The following is a 2945-nucleotide window of genomic DNA, read 5'->3' as shown; positions in this document are numbered from 1 at the left end:
GCCCTGTATTCGCCCTACGCGAGCGACTTCACCCAGCCGATTGAGCAGCAGCTCCTGCAGGTGGATTGCATCTTCTCGGTGATCAACGTCGACGGGGTGGAACTGGGATGGATCGACGGGATCGACCAGGACGACCCGATCCTTGTACCGGTGCGCTCGATGGAGGGCCACAGCGATCTCGGCACCGTCGAGGACTACCTCAGTGAAGAGTCCCACACCGCCATCGGGCCCGAGCTGCAGACCCTCTTTCGAATCGCACGCGAGGAGCAGCTCACTGCCACCGTGTTGGTACGCACGCTGGCGATCATGCACAACGACGGCTCGATCGGTGCGGCCGACGCCGTGCAGCAGTCTTTCGAGTGGGGCTTCACGCTTTTGCGCGCCGGCGTGCTCGACCGGTACACGTTCGGACTGAGCGAACTCCTTCGGCGCCAAGCCTCGCCCGCATGACCTAGAGCGTGAGACCCTGCTTTCGCCACGCTGACCGGATGCCGCGCCACGGACATTGCGATGAAGGACCCCGATCCCCAGCCATGGCGCCTCGCCCATGACTGGCATTGAGACGGCCAGCACCGCGGACAACCTGCCGCAGGGAGCGCCAGCGTGACCATGCGCCACCTGCGCATCCGCGACATCGCTCTCGACATGAAGCTCTACGACGACGCCGTCACGCTCGCCTGAACCGCTCCGCCTGCACTGCGCCTTTACGCCTGCCAGGCTTCCGAAGACTTCGGGAAACCATTGCGTTGCGTCGGCTGAGCAAGACTGCGCATAGCAAGACGCGGGTAGCGCTTGTGCCGTGGCACGCATTCCATGCGCCACCTATCGTCGACCAGGGACCTCGCAAGCATGACTCGCATGTCGCTCAGACGCCTGCCAGACACGCCAGACGCAGAAGCGACCACCCTAGTGCGAGTGGGTGGTTTCCTCGATGCCGGTAGCTGTCGCGTTCCAAGGTGGATGCTGAGTCACGTTTCGCATTTACTGTGCCTTTGGCTGTAAAAATGTGAAACCTTCACTTTCATACGACTGCCAATCTAGTGGCAGCTTACCGCCGTCATAGGCCAGCAGATGCTGGATCGAAGAGGCACTGGGCATAGGGCCTCAGTCACCAGAGCCGCCGTGCGTTTGAGGAGTTGCCGCTCGCCCTGGAATTTACATAGTCACACCTAGTGACGACCGACGGGGTTGCCCCGCCTGAAGGGCGTTGCGCGGGTTTTAGGATGGCATCGACCGGTGGAAGGTCGTGCGTTTCACGGGCGCCGTCCCAACCACTGCCCTAAAAGGAGGAACGATGAACTGGAAGCTAGAAATGCCGGCGATGATGCTTGACAAGCCCCTTGACCCCCGCCAAGAGTGGCAGCGTGCCTTTGTGGCCGAGTGGCACGGTCTCTCGGAGGGGTGCGCCGATATAGAGCAGACGACCGACCTCGCAAGCGAACTGTATGCATTGCACGGCACGCGCAGTCCCATTGAGGTCGCGCGCGAAGAATGGGGCCCGCCGGCCTAACGTTCAAAACAGCGACGGCTGCTGGGGCGGCTGCTCGGCCTGCGCCACACTGGGCTTGAGATCCTTCGGGGGCGGCGGCACCGGCGTCATGACCAGCCGCTCACCGGGTACTGGTTCATGAAGTCCATCGAGCAGTCTGCCGGCGCGTCGAGCCACTCCTCGTACAGGGCCTCGGGCAGGATCAAACCATCCGCTTGTCCTGCTTCTCGATCGGCCGCGAAAGGTCCGGCCGGTGCATGTGCTTGAACAGCGGGTGGTGGTCGGTATTGATCGTCAGCATGGTGAAGCTGAGCTCCCACTCGCCGAGCGCGTTGCGCCAGGGCGCCCACAGGCCGGCGATGCCGAGCGTCTCCCCTTCCGCGTGAGTGAACTTGGCCGCCGCGCGTAGTCGGTGCAGAGGTAGTCCGGGTCCGGGACGATGTTCACTCTCCCGATGTCCAGCCTGTCGGCGTCCCAGCTGGGGCGCACCCACGGCTCTCCCACGGTCTCGCCGTCGCTGTGCCGATCGCAGGCCACCGCCAGCGCATCGACGGCGGCGCCCGGCAAGAAGCCGAAAAGATCTTCCCTTCGAGCTCTCACGAACGCGGCCGCGCGCAGGCCGTGTTCCGGATCGGTACCCTCGTCCAGCCGCTGGCTGTCGTGCACCAGGCCGAAGATGTACGGCACCAGCCTATCGATTCCGAGGGAGCGCGACGACAGGCAAGGACTGCCCTCGGCCGCGGCCTGCGTTCCGGGCCACTCTGCGCCCTTCACCACAAACGGTCGTCGAGGGTCGCGCGAGAGAAACGTCGACTGCCTCCATGACGGCGATCGGCCTTTTCCTCCAGCACGACCGAGGCACTCAACGCGTCCGCCACGTCCGTGAGCTTCTTCAAGGCGACATCGAATTGCCGAAGCTCGGCGGGCGCAAGCGCCCCGAGCACCATGTTGTTGAACTTCACCGATTGCGGAAACAGTTCGTCGTAAATGGTTCGTCCGCTGGCAGTCAGCGAAACCACCCAACGGCGCTTGTCGGTCGCCACGGTATTGCGCGACACGAGCTTCTTCTCGGTCAGGTCGGCGATGTGGCGCGAGATTCGCGCGCGCGTGAGATGGGCGCGTTGCGCCAGCGCCGAGGGAGACATGCCGTCCTGTGCCGCGAGGATGCAGATCAGCCGCCATTCGCGCCGGGTGATGCCGTAGCGGCCCTCGCACAACCGCGTCACCATGGAACCGCTGCTTGCCAACAGGCGGCTGAGCTTGTAGTTCAGGAGGTCCTCGACGACCACAGGCTGAGCGAACGACATGACTGCAAGGCCCTCGCGCGGAATCCCGAAGCGATTCCGATAGATAGTTGTATAGAAGAACTACCGCATCGACTCCTAGACTCGCCCGCAACTTCCAAATCGAAAGGGCGATAAGTGACGATTCAGCAGCTTGAACGGGACGCCAGGAT

At 63.5% G+C, this 2945-nt stretch carries 4 protein-coding genes; 2 read left to right on the top strand and 2 right to left on the bottom strand.

What is annotated here, in order from left to right; translation table 11 throughout:
• Window positions 1-450, top strand: a 450-nt coding sequence (locus AC1DY5_RS49625; protein ID WP_478121670.1) for a hypothetical protein, incomplete at its 5' end; no start/stop codon positions are given.
• A gap of 844 nt (window positions 451-1294) precedes the next feature.
• A complete protein-coding gene (locus AC1DY5_RS49620; protein ID WP_478121669.1) occupies window positions 1295-1510 on the top strand; it encodes a hypothetical protein in 216 nt (71 codons plus the stop codon).
• A 181-nt stretch (window positions 1511-1691) separates the two neighbouring features.
• Here the strand turns inward: AC1DY5_RS49620 and AC1DY5_RS49615 are convergent, their stop codons facing one another.
• Window positions 1692-1982, bottom strand: coding sequence for a hypothetical protein (locus AC1DY5_RS49615; RefSeq protein WP_478121668.1), 291 nt, complete (start codon window positions 1980-1982; stop codon window positions 1692-1694).
• Window positions 1983-2259: 277 nt separating this feature from the next.
• Window positions 2260-2778, bottom strand: a complete 519-nt coding sequence (locus AC1DY5_RS49610) for a MarR family winged helix-turn-helix transcriptional regulator (RefSeq protein WP_478121667.1) — start codon at window positions 2776-2778, stop codon at window positions 2260-2262.
• Window positions 2779-2945: the final 167 nt, after the last annotated feature.

The organism is Variovorax sp. P4_D9 (assembly GCF_056401695.1).
Note: the sequence above shows the minus strand (reverse complement) of the source record. Positions and strands in the feature narration are given on the sequence as shown.

Excerpts from the sequence above, each read along its gene's own strand:
- AC1DY5_RS49620 (WP_478121669.1), top strand. The coding sequence starts at position 1,295 with ATGAACTGGAAGCTAGAAATGCCGGCGATGATGCTTGACAAGCCCCTT.